The sequence below is a fragment of the Streptomyces sp. 3MP-14 genome (assembly GCF_006334905.2).
GTDB classification, from domain to species: Bacteria; Actinomycetota; Actinomycetes; order Streptomycetales; family Streptomycetaceae; genus Streptomyces; species Streptomyces triticirhizae.
In genome coordinates this window covers 42,458-56,693 of sequence record NZ_VDLZ02000007.1, presented here as the reverse complement: position 1 = coordinate 56,693, position 14,236 = coordinate 42,458, and the positions used below count along the sequence as shown (strand labels likewise).

The window sequence follows — 14,236 nt, the reverse complement described above, 5'->3', positions numbered from 1 at the left end:
CGGCGGGCGGACGGCCGTCGGCCGACCGACGGCCGGTAGGCGGCGGGCGCCGGCGGCGGCCGGGCGCCGGACAGGCGAACGCCCGCGGGCGGGCGCCGGCCGGCGGCTCAGCCGGTCGCCGGCCCGGCGGGGGCCGAACCCCGAACCCGGTACACCAGATGCGTCGCGTGCGGCGACTCCGCCACCCGGACGATCTCCAGCCGCAGGGCCCCGGCACCGGCGCCGGCGCTCGTGCCGGTGCCGGCACCGGCCCCGATCGGAAGCTGCTCGAAAAGCCGCGTCCCGCCGCCCAACAGATAGGGCGCCAGATGGAGATGGATCTCGTCGACCACGCCCGCCGCCACACTCTGCACGCAGACGCTGGCCCCGCCCATCACCACGACGTTCCGCTCGCCGGCGACGGCCCTGGCCCGTTCGACGGCGGCCGCCACGCCCTCCGTGACGAAGGTGAAGTCGCCCCTCAGCCGCATCCGTTCCGGCGGGCGGTGGGTCACCACGAAGTAGGGCGGCTGAACGGTCTGGTCACGCCGGCCGCCGTAGCCCATCTCCTCGTTCCAACCCAACGGGCCGTCCACCACGTCGAAGAGACGCCGGCCCATCACCACCGCGCCGGTCTCCCGGTACGCCTCCTCCAGCACCGCCCGATCGACGTCCGTCCCCTCCATCACCCAGGTGTGGATCGGCTCGCCGCCGACACCGAGCCCGTGCTCGGGTCCCGCCCCCGGGGCGGTGACATAGCCGTCCACGGACACCGTGATGTCCACGACCACCAGGCCGCCCATGGTCACCACTTCCTCTCACCGAAGCCCGCCCGTCCTTCGGGCACGCCTGACCATGGGACCGAGCGGGGAACGCGAACTCATCGCTCACGCACCCGGCCGAGCACCCACCGGCCGCGCGGGACCGACCGTGCGCCGCCCTTCGGCGCACGCCACCGCGCCCCGGCGGACCCCGCATCCCCCGGGGAGCCCCAGCCTCGGAGACGCAACTCCCGGTGTACGCACGGCCGCCCCCTCCCACCGGCGTGGTACGGCAGGTGTCAGCCACGGGCCGACGACCGCACGGCACGGCGCCCCGGAGTCTTGGCGCATGGAAGGTTCCCGCTCCCCGCTCACCCGGCGCCTGGCCGCGCTCGACCGACGCCTGGTCGCCCTGCTGACCGGCATCGCCCTGATCCGGCCGCTGTGCTCCGTCACCGGACTGACCGACGCGCTCGGCCGACCGTTCGCCCCGCTGGCGCTCACCGTGGCCATCTCGCTGGCCTGGGTGCTGATCGTCGCCCGGAGCGACGCGCCCGACCCGTTGGGCACGCTGGTCGCCGCAGGGCTGTGCTACGCCCTGGCCGCCATCGTGCTCAGCGGCGTGCTCTCCCCGCTGCTGGACGGCGAGTTGGACGGGCCGCTGGCCCGGCCCTTCACCATCGTCCCCCTGTTCGCGGTGAACGCCCTCTGGGGCGCCGTCTGCGGGCTCGCCGCAGCCGCCCTGCGCGACCGTCGCGACCGTCGCGACCGTCGCGATCGCCGCGATCGCCGGTGACGCGCGCCGGCTGGGCTCCGTGCTCGCTCCCACCCCCCTGTGTCCCCTCGTCCCCCTCGCTCTCACTCTCCCTTTCCGCCCTTCCCGGGCAGTCGCCGCGAGGCGAGCAGCGCGATCGCGCCGACCACCAGCAGCACCATGACCGAGTTGGCGCTGATGCCGCCGTTTCCGTCGTCCGTCTCGCCGTCGCCCGAACCCCCGGACGCACCGCGTTCGTTCGTCCCTTCGTCCGCCCCCTCCTCTCGCGCGCGGTCCTCGGCCGCGACGCTCTCCGGCAGCAGTTCCCCCTGCAACTCGATCGGCTCGACCTGACTGCCCGCCCCCTCAGAGCCGAACATCAGGTACCGCCCACCGGTGGCGAAGGTCACCGACTCCCCCTGCTGCTGAAGCGGGACCCGCACCCGCCGCTCCAGCCGTTGGGGCACCCCGTCCTCGCCCCAGGCGAACATCCTCGCCGCGAAGTAGCCACGCAGCAGAAGCCTGCTGCCATCCGGCGCGAACGCCCCGTCGGTCACCTCCAGTTCGACATCGGCTACACGTTCAAAGACGTTAACCCCTGCCTCTGACAATTCCTCGGGACCGGCGTAGAGGCCGCCCTCGCCGTCCCCGTTCTTGCTGGCGATATAGACCCGGCCCGTCTCCGGATGCACCATCAGCGCCTCCGCGTCGCGCGGTCCGTCGGCGTACTGGACGGTGTAGACGGTCGGCGCGACCGTGGCGTCACCCAACTCGGCCGGCTCGGGCAGCCGGTAGATCCACACCTCCGGCCACTCCCCGCCGAAGTTGTCTCCGATGTCCGCGACATAGAGGTCGCCGTCGGGCCCGAGGGAGATCGCCTCGACGTCCCGGGCCGTCACGCCCTCCAGGCTGACCGTGGCCCTGGTCTCGCCCGTGGTGCCGTCCACCGCGTAGATCCGGGCCGCGTCGTCGCTGTCGTTGTGCGTCCAGTAGACGTCCGGGTGGCGCGAACTCGCCGCCAGGCCACTGGACTCGGTCAGCCTCGGGTCGGACAGGGTGAACTCCGCCGGCTCGCCGCCCGACTCTCCGTCGTCCGCCGCCGCGACCGGCGCGGCGCCGGCCCACACCCCCGCCACCAGGCAGGGAACGACGAGGGCGCGTGAGATCCAGGTCGGCATGGGTCCAAGGGTGCCATCCCGAAGACGCGCCCGGCGCGCCCGCCCGAAGCACCCGCCCCCGCCCCGCGCGCCGTTCCGCAACTGACCGGGATTCCAAGGGCCATTGCGCCGAGGGTGACGCCTTTCTACGCTCGGTGCCCATGAGCGGATACGGACCGCCCGGATACGGGCAACAACCCGGCCAGGGGCAACCCGGTCAGGGGCAGCAGCCCGGTTATGGATACCCGGGCCAGGGCCAACCAACCGGCCCACCCACACCACAACAACCCGGCTACGGCCAGCAGCCCCAGTACGGCCAGCAGCCGGGCCAGCCGGGGCAACCTGGCCAACCCGGCCAGGGGCAGCAGCCCGGCTACGGCTACCCCGGCCAGGGACAGCAACCCGGCGCACCCGCGCCGCAGCCCAACTACGGCCAACAGCCAGGCCAACCCGGTCAGCCGCAGCAACCCGGCGTCCCCGGCCAGCCGCAGCAGCCCGGCTACGGATATCCCGGCCAGGGACAGCAACCCGGCGCAGGCCAGCAGCCGCCCGCCTGGGGCGCCCCAGGCCCCGCCGTTCCCCCGTCCCCGTCGGGCGCGACGTTCCCGGGGCAGGTCTACATCATCGGCATCGCCGGCTCCGCTATTGCCGCGATCGCGTCGTTCCTCTCCTGGGTCAAGGTCTCCGGTGACCTGATCGCGGAGGGGGATGCCGACGGCATCCGGGGCACCTCGGGTGACGGCATCTGGACGCTGGTCCTCGGCATCATCGCGGTCGCGCTCTTCGTCGCCGCCAAGGCGGCCAAGAAGCCGGTGCTCAACGCGGCCGGCGCGGTGCCGGGTCTGTTCATCCTGGGCATCGCGGCGCTCAACATGTTCAACACGGAACGGCTCGCCCGCGCCGACGTGGAGGACGAGATGTCTCTCACCGACGCGCAGTGGGACGAACTCGCCGCGAACTTCGAATTCTCGCCGGACATCGGCCTCTATCTCGTCACGGCCGGCGCCCTGGGCGCATTGACCGCCGGCATCCTCGCGGCGACGCAACTGCGCAAGAGCTAGCGGCGGTTGAGGGCGCCGCCGGCGGGAGACGGCTCAACTTCCCGTCCACAGAAGGGATATCGAGCCGTCGATGGGGAACGATCAGGAGCAGTCGCTCGTCCAACGCACGTGCATCGGATTTCGGACGAAGCGGAAAGTCCGTTCCGGATGAGGACGACTTTCGGCGGATGGCTACATCTGCGCAAAGATAAAACGCGCATAAGCGGTCTATCGGTCAAGCGGGTTGCATGGGTACCCCCCTGTTCCTAGCGTCTCCCGGCATGAGTGGATACGGACAACAGCAACCGGCCGCATACAACCAGGGCCCCTACACCCCTCCCCCGGCGGCACCCCTCGCCCCGGCGCTTCCCCAGCAGATCCACATCGCCGGCATCGTCGGCAGCGCGCTCGCCGCGCTGGGCTCGATCCTGGTGTGGGCGACGGCCGAGGTCGAAGGCGAGTCCGCCGGCACCAAGGGCCTTGAGGGCGACGGCCTCTGGACCCTGCTGCTGGGCATCGTGGCGGTCGGCCTGTTCGCCGCCGGCATGGCGACCAAGAAGGTGGTGCTGAGCGCGGCGGCCGCCGCTCCCGCGCTGATCGTTCTTGTCTTCGGCGTTCTGAACCTGCTCGACCCTGAGCGCGTGGTGCGCGCGGAGGGCGAGAGCGAGGGCGTGCCCAGCGAGCAGATCGATGCGCTTCTTTCCATGGTCGACGTCTCCGCCGGCTTCGGCCTCTACCTCGTGGTCCTCGGCGGCCTCGGCGGCCTCGCCGCCGGCGCGTTCGCGGCCACCAAGCTCAAGAAGTGAGTTGCGGTTAGCACTCGTTAGCAGAAGCAACACGCGGGAGTCGCTCCACAACGGAGCGTTCGTCGGGCGCACTCCACGAGTCGGTCATCACACACGTGGTGACCGACTTTCGCGTTCCGGCCCACCCGGCGCGGGACGGCGGCGCGGGCCCTTGCCTTGAGCGCACTCCAAGGCGTTTGCTTACTGAACATGAAGTACACACAGCTGGGACGCACGGGGCTCAAAGTCAGCCGACTGGTTCTGGGAACGATGAACTTCGGGCCTCTCGCTGACGAGGCGTACAGTCACTCGATCATGGACGCCGCGCTCGATGCCGGCGTCAACTTCTTCGACACCGCGAACGTTTACGGGGGTCCCAACAACCGGGGCCGCACCGAGGAGATCATCGGCACCTGGTTCGCCAAGGGCGGCGAACGGCGCGACAAGGTCGTCCTGGCCACCAAGGTCTACGGGAACACCACCAACGGCGACCAGCCGCCGTGGCCCAACCACGACAAGCTCTCGGCCGTCAACATCCGTCGGGCCGTCGACGCGAGCCTCAGGCGGCTCGGGACCGACCACATCGACGTCTACCAGTTCCACCACGTGGACCGGAACACCCCGTGGGACGAGATCTGGCAGGCCATCGACGTCCTGGTGCAGCAGGGCAAGATCCTCTACGCCGGGTCGTCGAACTTCGCCGGCTGGCACATCGCCCGCGCCAACGAGGCCGCCGCGCGGCGCAACTCGTTGGGCCTGGTGAGCGAGCAGTGCCTCTACAACCTGGCCGAACGCAGCGCCGAGATGGAGGTCATCCCGGCCGCCGAGGGCTACGGCCTGGGCGTGATCCCCTGGTCCCCGCTCCAGGGCGGGCTGCTGGGCGGCGCCATCCGCAAGGAGCGCGAGGGCGGCGCCTCGCGCAGCGCCGAGGGACGCTCGGGCCAAGCGCTGGCGGACCCGACCCTGCGTGCCAAGGTGCAGGAGTACGAGGACCTGCTGGAGAAGCACGGCATCGAGCCCGGCGACGCGGCGCTGGCCTGGCTGCTGACTCGACCGGGCGTGACCGGCCCGATCGTCGGCCCGCGCACCAGGGAGCAGCTGGACTCGGCGCTGCGCGCGGTCGAGTTGGAGCTGAGCGATGAGGTGCTCACCGAGCTGGACCGGATCTTCCCCGGCCCTGGGCCGTCCCCGGAGTCCTTCGCCTGGTGACCTCGCCCCGGGCGGCGACTCGTCCGTTGCGCCGGCCCGCCGGTCCGCTTCCTTCGGGAAGGGAACCGGCGGGCCGCGCCATGTCCCGGCCCCGGGGAGGGCCCCAGCCGGCGCCCGCGCCAGTCACCGCGCCCGGCCTGGGCGGCGGGCGCCGGCGCCCGTCAGCCGCCGAGGGCGGCGGCGACGGCGACCACGGCGAGGATCAGGACAAGGGCGGCGCTCACGATGCGGGCTCGGGTCTTGGCGTTCACACCAACCACGGTACGCCCAGCTCACGACCGCTTCATCACCGCTTCATCGGCCCTCCCAACGGCCAGGGCCCTCCCAACGGCCAGCTGGCCTGGGTGCGGTACCGCGTCCCGCCGGCGCCGTCCACCGCGTCCTCGCTCCGCATCAACACCAGCGAGTCAGCCGTCCAGGCCCCGCCCTCGAAACCTGCCAGCCTGGCCAGCCAGTGATCGAGGTCACCGTTCCGGTCCCGGTTCCGGGCGAGGGTCAGATGGGGCCGGTAGGCGTCGTGCACCGTCCCGCCGGGGGCGCCGGCAGCGCGGCCCGCCCCCGCGCTGGCGAACGCCAACCTGGTCAGCGGCTCCAGGTCACCCGCGACACCGGCCCACAGGTGCCGGCGGCCGAACGCACCCCCGCCGACCAGCCGCAGCGAGAACGGCTCGGCATCCCTCGCCACGTCGGCCAAGCCCTCGTACAGCACCGGCAGTTGGGAACCCTCGGTCTCGCCGAAGAAGGCGAGGGTGATGTGCCAGTCCTCCCGGTCCGCCCAGCGCAGCCGCTCGCCGGCCGGATGGCGACGCAACGGGCCGATCGTGTCCGCGAGTTGGTCAAGCGCCTCGGCCGGTGGCAGCAGCGCCGCGAAGGTTCTCATGCCGGCTCATGATAGGGACGGCCACTGACAGTCGCCGGAGACCGCGAGACGCTGGCCGCCTAGGATGCCCGTCATGAAGATCAGACCGGGCGGGCCCGAGGATCTGCCGCTGGTGTTGGGGATGTTGGACGGCGCGGTCGCCTGGCTGGTGGCGCGCGGCCACACGGGTCAGTGGGGAACGGAGCCCTGGTCCGCGCGGCCGAAGGCGCGGGCGAAGGTGGAGCGCATCCTCACGGAGGGCGCGCCCTGGATCGCGGAGATCGACGGCGAACCGGCCGGAACCCTCACCCTGACCACCGGCCCCGGGCCGGAGATCCCGCCGGCCGACGAGCCCGAACGGTATGTGCACCTGCTGGTCACCGACCGCCGCTTCGCCGGCCGGGGCGTGGGCGCGGCGCTGTTGACGCACGCGGTCGAGGAGACCCGGCGCGCGGGCGTGGATCTGCTCCGCGTGGACTGCTACGCCGGCAACGAGGGGCGCCTCGTCGCGTACTACACCAGCCAGGGCTTCACCCCGACCGAGCCCTTCTCCGTGGGCGACTGGCACGGCCAGGTGTTGGCGCAACGGGTGCTGCGCGGGGACGGCTGAACGCTCAGCGGAGCATTGTCAGCACTCTCGGTTAGCATTCACTCCCTTCTTCGGTTACTCTTCGTAGCGACAAAGCCGCGAGGGGCAACACACAGGGGGTAGAGCGATGTTGAGGCAGTTGCTGAGCCGGGTGATGGGCCGGGTGTCACGGGGGATCGCGCGGGTCGGGAGGGCGCTGGTGCGGTCGCTCGCGCGAGGGGCTGCGCCCCGGCGGCCGGCCGCGCGGACGCCGGCGTGGGAGCCGGAGCCGGCGCCTTCGTCGGCCAGGCTGTCCGCGCCGGAGCCGGAGCCGCCGAGGACGCCCGCCCCGGCCGCACCACCGCTAACGCGTGCCGAGTCCCAACAGCTCCCGGACCTCGGGGCGTTGGAGGAAGTCCACGCACCAGGCGAAGTGCCCGTCGTCGCCGGCCGAGGAGTAGACGGTGGCGGTTGCCAGGGAGTAGGCGGCGCGGTAGAGGAGCAACGTCTCCCTGGCGTACCCGAGTCGTTCGGTCATGGTGGCCAGCAGGGCCTCGTCGTGCTCCCGCGCCTCGGGCCCGTACATGTCGAAGAAGCCGGCGGCCGTGGCGGCGTCGAAGGCGTTGTCACCGGCCGTGCTCAGAAAGCCCCAGTCCAGCAGACCGACGACCCGACCGTCGTTGTCGACAAGGATGTTGGGCGGGCAGATGTCGCCGTGCAGCACCCGCGCCGGCCCGTCGACAGGCGGCAGCGCGCGAAGCCGCGCCAGCACGCTGGCCGGCACCGCGTCCTGCCCGGCCCTCCGGTCACTCGCCGCGTCAGCGCCCGGATCGGCTCCGGGCCCCGGACCCGCAACGGACCCGGCTCCGGCGCCCGGCCGCGCCGTCGCCCAGGACAGCGCCCGGGCGAGGGCGGGGCGGCCGGCCGCCGCGCGACGCTCGACGAGGGCGGCCAGCGCCTCCGGCCAGGAGGAGTGCCCGGCCCACAGCGGGACGGCCTCGCCCAGCGCGGGAAGGGAGCGGGCTGCCGGCCCGGCCGTGGTCGCGCCGAGCGCGGTCACCACCTCGACGACGGCCGCGTGCCCCACCGCAGGTCCCAGCCCCGCCTCGCTCAGCGGAACGCCGGGCAGCTCACGCTCCACGGTGACCACCAGTCCGTCCCGTTCCCGCACCGCCACCGGCTCGGGAGTGGCGAACGGCAGCCGCTGGGCGGCCAGTTCGGCATGAAAGGCGGCGAACCGCCGCGCCTCGGCGGCGGTTCGCCCGTTGCTCCAGACCTTGCCGACCAGCCCGTCCGCCAGCCGGTAGACGGTCCCCTCCATCCCCTGCCCCAGCAGGGCGAGGGGCCGAAGGCCCAGCGCGCGCAACACCTCGACGGCCGTTGGCGCGCCGCCGTCCGCCGTTGGTTCCTCGCTGCCCGCCGGCGGCTGCTCGGCGCCTACCGCCGCCTCGCCACCGCCCGCCGCGTGGCCACCGGCGGACGCCGCACCGCCGGCGGTGGCCGGCCCCCGGCCGGCGGCCGTCGAAGCCCGGCCGCTGGCCGACGTCCCGCCGGTCGCCGACGTCCCGCCGCGCGCGGGCGCCCCACCGCCCGGCGGCGGGCAAGCGCCGGCGCCGCCGTCCCGACCGCTCGGGCCACCCGGGTCGCTCATGCTGCTCGGCCTCATCACGCCCCTCACGCTACCCAGACCGCTGACGCCACGAGCACCGGTCGCGCCACCCGCAACGCCTACGCCGCCGGGCGAACCGCCGCACCGGCGCCAGCCGTTGCCTCGTTGGGCTCGCGCGGCACCAGGGCCAGGCCCCGGTTCCCCGCCCGCAGGCTGATGCGCAGCCGCAGTCCGCCGATCCTGGCGAGGATCAGGGCCACGCCGACGGCCGCCGCCAGGCAGACCACGCCGCCGCTGATCAGGCCGACCCGGGCACCGAACGCGTCGCTGAGCCAGCCGACCAACGGTCCCCCGATCGGTGTGCCGCCGACGAAGACCATCATGAAGATGCTGATGACCCGGCCCCGCATCGCCGGATCACTGGAGATCTGAATGGTGGAGTTGGCGGTCACCTGGAAGGTCATCCCGGCCAGACCGATCAGCGGCATGAGGACGGCGAAGGTGACGAACGTCGGCGCGGCCGAAGCCACCAACAACAGAGAGGAGAAGAGCGCGGCGGCAGCCACGGTGAACCGCATCCGGCTGCTGCCGCGCCTGGCGGCCAGCAGCGCGCCGACCACCGAGCCGGCGGCCATCAGCGAGTTCAGCAGACCGTAGGTGCCGGCTCCCGAGTCGAAGACCTGGTCGGTGAAGGCGACCAGCCAGATCGGGAAGTTGTAGCCGAAGGTCCCGATGAAGCCGACCAGCACGATCATCCACAACAGGTCGGGCCGACCGCCCACATAGCGCAGCCCCTCCCGCAGCTGACCCCGGCCGCGAGGCACCCGCTCTGCCGGGTTCAGCTCGGAGGTGCGCATCAACATCAGCCCGATGATCGGTGCCACGAAGGAGAGGCCGTTTGCCAGGAACGCCCACGCACCGCCGACGGCGGAGATCATCACGCCGGCCACCGCCGGGCCGATCAGCCGGGCGGACTGGAAGTTCGCCGAGTTCAGGGAGACCGCGTTGCGCAGCAGGCGCGGGCCGACCATGTCGGAGACGAAGGTCTGCCGGGCCGGGTTGTCGACCACGGTGACCAGGCCGACGACCAGGGCCAGGACATAGACGTGGTAGACGTTCACCACATCCGTGAACGTCAGCGCCGCGAGGCTCAGGCCGGTCAGGCCGAGTGCGACCTGGGTGCCGATGAGCAGCTTGCGCTTGTCGACGCGGTCGGCGAGGACGCCGCCGTAGAGGCCGAAGAGCAGCATCGGCAGGAACTGGAGCGCGGTCGTGATGCCGACGGCGGCGGCGGAGCCGGTCAGTTCGTGGACCAACCAGTCCTGGGCGATGCGCTGCATCCAGGTGCCGATGTTGGATATCGCGTTGCCGAAGAAGTGGATGCGATAGTTGCGCACCCGGAATGAGCTGAATGTGGATACTTTGTCGTTTGCGGTCAGGGATGCGGGTGCGGAGCCTGCTCCGGGTCCCGGACTCAAGGGTGTCTCTCCTTTGGTGCTGTTCCGTGCGTTCCTGCTCGTTGGTGCGGGTCCTGCTGGTCGTGCCAGTTCTGTCGGTTGTGCGAGTCGTGCTGGGTCCTGCTTGGCGGTGCGGTTTGGGGGTTGTCCCGGGACGGTGATCTCCCGGGGCGCCGCCGGGGGCGCGCTACAAGTGGGCGAGCTTGTGGAGCACGGGTGCGGCGGCGCGGAGCGCTGCCCACTCCTCCTCGGTCAGCTCGTCGGCGAGCCCGGCCAGCCAGGCGTTGCGCTGGGCGCGGCTGGCGGCGAGCATCTCCTCGGCGGCGTCGGTCGCGGCCACCAGCTTCTGCCGGCGGTCCTCCGGGTGCGGCTGGAGCGCGACGAGTCCGCGTTCCTGGAGCAACGACAGGATGCGGGTCATCGACGGGGGCTGCACATGCTCCTTGCGAGCCAGCTCCCCCGGGGTCATGGCCCCACAGCGCGCGAGCGTGCCCAGGGCGGACAGCTCGGCGAGGCTGAGCGTGCGATCGACGGAGAGGTGGCGCATCCGTCGGGAGAGCCGAAGCACCCCGACACGCAACGTGTTGACCGCCTCGGCATCCTCCGGGCGATCCATCGCGTGAGGCATGAACACCACCGTTCGCTCATTAGCTTGCCTAACGAAATATAGGACGATCGGTGGCCGCTGTACATTCCTGAGACCCACCGGAGTGAGCAACCCCACGCCTGGCCCGCGCACGCTGCGTGCGCCGGCGACGTCCGGGCGCGCTCCCGCGTGCCCGAAAGCGCGGGGGTACGCTGAGCCGGCGAACGGTTCACGGACACGGGAGGCTGGCGCGATGCGCTGGGGCGATCTGGCGGACGGCAAGCGGGAGGCCCCCGAGCCGCTCGAAGGCAACCCCGTCCGCACGGTGCTGGTCGGCACGATCACCTGGGCCGTGCTGTTCGTCGTCCAACTCCCCTTCTACGGCTGGTTCGACGACAACGACCACCTCTGGTGGCTGTGGACCTGCGCCGCCGGCGCCGGGCTCGGCCTGATCGGCCTCTGGTACGTCCGCGCCCGCGACGCGGCGATCCGCCGCGCGGAGGAGGCGGAGCGCCAGGCCGCCGGGAGGCCCGAGGCAGGCGGAGCCCCAGGGAAGCCCGGCACACCCGAGGCAGGCGCGTAGCAACGCTCACGCGGCCGGCGAGTGACGGCCGCCGCGCGCGGCGGAGGACCGGGGAGTTCACGGATGGGCACTCGGCTGCGGGACCGGGCCTTGAAGGCGCTGGGGGTGGTCAGCGACGGCGGGAGCGACTCGCTGGAGTCGCGCTCCGGCGCGTCGGTCGGATCGGTGCGGAGAGCCGACGGGGAACGGGCGTTCCTCAAGGTCGTGCCGGCCTCCGCCGGTGCGATGTCCCTGGCGAACGCCCGGAACGAGCTGCGTTTCTACCGGGAGCTTGCCCCCGTCGTCCCCGTGCGGGTGCCGAGGCTGATCGACGGCTGGGAGGACGGGGACGGGGTCGTCCTGCTGCTGACCCACGCCGGCAAACCACGGGAAGCGGCGTCCTGGACGCCCGAGTTGTGGGCGATGTTGGGCCGGGACCTGGCGGCGCTCCACACGATGCCGCCCCCGGCGGCGGCCGGTTGGGAGCGCCGCGACCCGTTGTCGGCCGCGCTGGACGCCCCCGACCTCCCGGGGATCAGAGAGTTCTGGGGCGATGCGCTGCCGCAGCTCGCGGTGTTGCTGTCCAGCGCGGCGGAGTTCCGACGGCGCATGGAGGTTCCGCCCCCGGTCTTCCGACACGGCGACTTCCACACCGACAACATCGTGCACCGGGGAGCGTCCCTCGTCTTCTGCGACTGGCAGTCGACGGGAGTGGGCCGCCCGAGCACCGATCTGGCGTTCCTCAGCGTGCGGATGACGCCCGGGGGAACGGTGGTGCCCCGGGCGTTCGTCGATGCCTACCTCGCGCACCGCCCGGTCGCGGTCGGCGACCGGGCGGTGTGGGAACAGGCACTGGTGGCCGAGGAGTTGGCGACGCTCCTGTGGCTGTGGCCGCCGTTCGCCGCGTACAACGACGCCGAGGGCATCGCCCGGGTGCGGCACCGCGCCCGGGCGCTCGCCGATCGCTTTCTGTACCCGAAGGAATGATCTCCGGAACCGACCCGACGGGCTGACCGCGCCCACCGCCGACCGGGCGTGGCTGGGAGGCGGGGCACTCAGGCGGGTACGGGTTCGGCTTCCGGTTCCGGGTCGGTCTCCGGCTCCGGGTCGGCCCAGATCACGCGGGCGCTGACCTCCGGCGCCCGCTGGAACGGCAGCAGCACCCGGTCAAGCGAGCGCAGTCGCATGATGCGCCGCCCGTCGTGGCTGATGACGTCGAACCGGCCGTCCTCCTGTCGCATCCCCTACGCCGCGACCACGGCATCCTCGTTCTCGCCGAAGACCTGCACCACGGCGAAGAGGCGCGGTCGTTGGCTCAGCGCCAGATCCCGCACCTCCGTGTCGAAGTCGATTCCCAGCTCGTCCCACTCCGTCATGTCCCGCTCTCCCTCGGTGAGTTGGTCGAGCACCAGATGCTAGACGCTTACGTAAGTGTGCGTCATCACCCGAACGTGTGACTTCAAATCGCTTACATCAGAACTAGGATCGAGCGCGAACCGGCACAACCGGCGTGATGCAAGGGGGCGTTACTCATGGCCAGTTCTTCGGCGCAGTTGCGGCGACTCGGGGCGGAGCTTCGCAAGCTGCGGGAGCGCAGCGGGCGGACACAGGGCGATCTCGGCCGGGTGTTGGGGCGCACCCACGCCAGTCTGGTCAACTGGGAGCGCGGGAAGACCAAGATCAGCAAGTCCGATCTGGCCTATCTCCTCGCGGAGTTGCGGGCGCCGGCCGAGGTGCGCAAGGGCCTGGAGGAGCTGCGGGTGGCGGCCAACCAGGGCCGGTCGCCGTGGGCCATGTTCGGGCTGCCGGACTGGCTGCGGCCAATCGTCAGCTTCGAGGAGGACGCGGTCGAGGTGAAGACGTTCGAACCGGTCCTGGTGCCCGGGCTGCTCCAGACCGAGGACTACGCGAAGGCGCTCCACGAGGCGGGGCGTCACAAGGTGGACCCGGAGTTTGTGGAGCGGTGGGTGGCGGCCCGGATGCGGCGCCAGCTGAGGCTGGTCGACCATCGGCCGCTGCGGCTGCACGCGGTGATTCCGGAGGCGGTGCTTCAGTTGGCCGTCGGCGGGCCCAAGGTGCTCAAGGGGCAGTTGGCCAAGCTGCATCGCATGTCCACGGCGGAGAACGTCACGCTTCAGGTGTTGGCCGCCGACCGCAGCGGCTACGGCGGCGCGGCCAGCAACTTCATGACGCTGCACTTCGAAGACCCGGAGCAGGACCCTCCGTTGGGCTGCTTCGACGGTCCGCTGGGCGGCTATATGATCAGCGACGAAGGCGATGTGGCGACGTTGGTGGCGATGTTCGACGATCTGAGCCAGATGGCCCTTTCGCCGGAGGACTCCACGGAGCTGCTCGCCAAGGCCCTTGCCGAGCAACCTGGATAAGGCACCCCTCCCATGACCGAAGCGCCCCACTCCCCCTGGCGGACCTCCTCCTACAGCAACGCGGGAGGCAACTGCGTGCAGGTGGCGGAACTGGCGGACGGCACCATCGCCATCCGCGACAGCAAAACACCCCACACCGCCACCCTCCACTTCCCCCGCACCCAACTCACCACCTGGCTACACACCCTCAAGCACGGGTAGCCAGGTTGCCATGGAACGGCCAACCAACTCCCCCTGGCGGACCTCCTCCTACAGCGACGCCGGCGGCAACTGCGTACAGGTGGCCGAGCTGACGGACGGCACCATCGCCATCCGCGACAGCAAAACACCCCACACCGCCACCCTCCACTTCCCCCGCACCCACCTTCACATCTGGCTGGAAACCCTCAAGCGGGCCTGAACGCCAGCGGATCGAGACGAGGCCCCGGCCCGGGCGCACCACGTGCCCGACCGGGGCCTCTCGCTGCCGTCGACCGGACCATGTCATGCCGGGAGTTGGCCGGTTCGGCCCCTTGTGAGACGGTCT

General features: G+C 71.8%; 18 protein-coding genes. 10 read left to right on the top strand and 8 right to left on the bottom strand.

All coding sequences use genetic code 11. The features are described 5' to 3' along the window. Window positions 1-107: 107 nt before the first annotated feature. Window positions 108-782 carry a dihydrofolate reductase family protein gene (locus FH609_RS13285; protein ID WP_139669112.1) on the bottom strand — a complete coding sequence of 225 codons (675 nt, stop codon included), beginning with the start codon at window positions 780-782 and terminating at the stop codon, window positions 108-110. A 307-nt stretch (window positions 783-1,089) separates the two neighbouring features. Between FH609_RS13285 and FH609_RS13280 the strand changes: the two genes are divergently transcribed. Further along, complete coding sequence (locus FH609_RS13280; RefSeq protein ID WP_139669110.1) at window positions 1,090-1,536, top strand: hypothetical protein; 447 nt, start codon at window positions 1,090-1,092, stop codon at window positions 1,534-1,536. A 62-nt stretch (window positions 1,537-1,598) separates the two neighbouring features. Here FH609_RS13280 and FH609_RS13275 read toward each other — a convergent pair whose 3' ends face one another. Then, window positions 1,599-2,672 (bottom strand): hypothetical protein, encoded by a 1,074-nt coding sequence (locus FH609_RS13275; RefSeq protein ID WP_139669108.1) that lies wholly within the window; start codon window positions 2,670-2,672, stop codon window positions 1,599-1,601. Window positions 2,673-2,812: 140 nt separating this feature from the next. Between FH609_RS13275 and FH609_RS31075 the strand changes: the two genes are divergently transcribed. The 3 genes from FH609_RS31075 (at window position 2,813) to FH609_RS13260 (ending at window position 5,685) form a co-directional block, all read left to right on the top strand. Then, entirely contained in the window at window positions 2,813-3,712 is a 900-nt protein-coding gene (locus FH609_RS31075) for a hypothetical protein (protein ID WP_193317948.1), read from the top strand. Between the two features lie 260 nt (window positions 3,713-3,972). Continuing rightward, entirely contained in the window at window positions 3,973-4,497 is a 525-nt protein-coding gene (locus FH609_RS13265; protein WP_139669106.1) for a hypothetical protein, read from the top strand. Window positions 4,498-4,686: 189 nt separating this feature from the next. Further along, the gene (locus FH609_RS13260) at window positions 4,687-5,685 is read left to right on the top strand and encodes an aldo/keto reductase (RefSeq protein WP_139669104.1); all 999 of its coding nucleotides are present in this window, start codon (window positions 4,687-4,689) and stop codon (window positions 5,683-5,685) included. A gap of 286 nt (window positions 5,686-5,971) precedes the next feature. On the opposite strand, the gene thpR is transcribed toward FH609_RS13260, so the two are convergent. After that, a complete protein-coding gene (thpR, locus tag FH609_RS13255) occupies window positions 5,972-6,565 on the bottom strand; it encodes an RNA 2',3'-cyclic phosphodiesterase (RefSeq protein ID WP_139669102.1) in 594 nt (197 codons plus the stop codon). Window positions 6,566-6,638: 73 nt separating this feature from the next. Here thpR and FH609_RS13250 point away from each other — a divergent pair, with 73 nt between their 5' ends. After that, entirely contained in the window at window positions 6,639-7,154 is a 516-nt protein-coding gene (locus FH609_RS13250; RefSeq protein WP_226961626.1) for a GNAT family N-acetyltransferase, read from the top strand. A gap of 322 nt (window positions 7,155-7,476) precedes the next feature. On the opposite strand, the gene FH609_RS13245 is transcribed toward FH609_RS13250, so the two are convergent. The 3 genes from FH609_RS13245 to FH609_RS13235 all read right to left on the bottom strand — a co-directional run bounded on the left by FH609_RS13245 (window position 7,477) and on the right by FH609_RS13235 (window position 10,806). Next, complete coding sequence (locus FH609_RS13245) at window positions 7,477-8,763, bottom strand: phosphotransferase family protein (protein WP_226961625.1); 1,287 nt, start codon at window positions 8,761-8,763, stop codon at window positions 7,477-7,479. Window positions 8,764-8,840: 77 nt separating this feature from the next. Continuing rightward, entirely contained in the window at window positions 8,841-10,199 is a 1,359-nt protein-coding gene (locus FH609_RS13240) for an MFS transporter (protein WP_139669100.1), read from the bottom strand. Window positions 10,200-10,365: 166 nt separating this feature from the next. Beyond that, complete coding sequence (locus tag FH609_RS13235) at window positions 10,366-10,806, bottom strand: MarR family winged helix-turn-helix transcriptional regulator (RefSeq protein ID WP_122182837.1); 441 nt, start codon at window positions 10,804-10,806, stop codon at window positions 10,366-10,368. Between the two features lie 211 nt (window positions 10,807-11,017). On the opposite strand from FH609_RS13235, the gene FH609_RS13230 reads away from it, so the two are divergent. Together FH609_RS13230 and FH609_RS13225 are read left to right on the top strand one after the other, a co-directional pair. Next, on the top strand, window positions 11,018-11,347 hold the full coding sequence (locus FH609_RS13230) for a DUF2530 domain-containing protein (protein ID WP_139669098.1): 330 nt from the start codon (window positions 11,018-11,020) through the stop codon (window positions 11,345-11,347). Between the two features lie 63 nt (window positions 11,348-11,410). Further along, on the top strand, window positions 11,411-12,313 hold the full coding sequence (locus FH609_RS13225; RefSeq protein WP_139669096.1) for a phosphotransferase family protein: 903 nt from the start codon (window positions 11,411-11,413) through the stop codon (window positions 12,311-12,313). 68 nt (window positions 12,314-12,381) lie between these two features. Here the strand turns inward: FH609_RS13225 and FH609_RS13220 are convergent, their stop codons facing one another. Both FH609_RS13220 and FH609_RS31070 read right to left on the bottom strand, forming a co-directional pair. Then, on the bottom strand, window positions 12,382-12,567 hold the full coding sequence (locus FH609_RS13220) for a hypothetical protein (protein ID WP_139669093.1): 186 nt from the start codon (window positions 12,565-12,567) through the stop codon (window positions 12,382-12,384). Between the two features lie 3 nt (window positions 12,568-12,570). Next, window positions 12,571-12,735 (bottom strand): hypothetical protein, encoded by a 165-nt coding sequence (locus FH609_RS31070; RefSeq protein WP_193317947.1) that lies wholly within the window; start codon window positions 12,733-12,735, stop codon window positions 12,571-12,573. 123 nt (window positions 12,736-12,858) lie between these two features. Here FH609_RS31070 and FH609_RS13215 point away from each other — a divergent pair, with 123 nt between their 5' ends. Genes FH609_RS13215 through FH609_RS13205 form a run of 3 tightly spaced genes read left to right on the top strand, consistent with a single transcriptional unit; the run spans window position 12,859 to window position 14,110 of the window. Further along, on the top strand, window positions 12,859-13,710 hold the full coding sequence (locus FH609_RS13215) for a helix-turn-helix domain-containing protein (RefSeq protein ID WP_139669091.1): 852 nt from the start codon (window positions 12,859-12,861) through the stop codon (window positions 13,708-13,710). A 12-nt stretch (window positions 13,711-13,722) separates the two neighbouring features. Next, window positions 13,723-13,911 carry a DUF397 domain-containing protein gene (locus FH609_RS13210; protein ID WP_139669089.1) on the top strand — a complete coding sequence of 63 codons (189 nt, stop codon included), beginning with the start codon at window positions 13,723-13,725 and terminating at the stop codon, window positions 13,909-13,911. Between the two features lie 10 nt (window positions 13,912-13,921). After that, a complete protein-coding gene (locus FH609_RS13205) occupies window positions 13,922-14,110 on the top strand; it encodes a DUF397 domain-containing protein (RefSeq protein WP_139669087.1) in 189 nt (62 codons plus the stop codon). Window positions 14,111-14,236 lie beyond the last annotated feature (126 nt).